The organism is Flavobacterium sp. (genome assembly GCF_003525665.1).
Classification (GTDB): domain Bacteria; phylum Bacteroidota; class Bacteroidia; order Flavobacteriales; family Flavobacteriaceae; genus Flavobacterium.
Genome location: NZ_DQDX01000115.1, coordinates 7911 through 8324 on the forward strand (window position 1 = coordinate 7911; position 414 = coordinate 8324).

Annotated in this window: 1 protein-coding gene; it reads left to right on the plus strand. The window is 26.6% G+C overall.

The genetic code is table 11. The annotated features are described in order from the left end of the window. Nucleotides 1-80: 80 nt before the first annotated feature. Nucleotides 81-414 (plus strand): hypothetical protein (locus DIU01_RS08330; RefSeq protein ID WP_290833405.1); only part of this gene is annotated, 334 nt, incomplete at its 3' end.

The following is a 414-nucleotide window of genomic DNA, read 5'->3' on the forward strand; positions in this document are numbered from 1 at the left end:
ACTTTATATTTTAGTTCGAAAAATATTAGAAGAAAGCTTCAATAATTATTTAATAAATCAAATTTTTAAAGAAAAGAAAAATGCAAGTAATTAAAGATAATAAATCATTGGCAGCTGCAATAGCCGAACTAGAAAATAAAAAAAAATGTGAAGGCATTCTTTTACAAAAACACTTTGAGTTTACTGTTCATAGTTTGAATCCAATAAATATGGTCAAAGAAAAATTCAATGAAACTATAAATTCACCCGATTTAAAAGGTAAAATTTTAGGCACTGCATTTTCACTTGCTTCTGGATATTTTACAAACAGTTTAATTGTTGGTTCATCTGCCAACCCATTAAAAAGAATGCTTGCTTCATTTGTTCAAAATAAAGTAAGCTCATTATCATCAGTAAATACAGACGAAGTTAAAG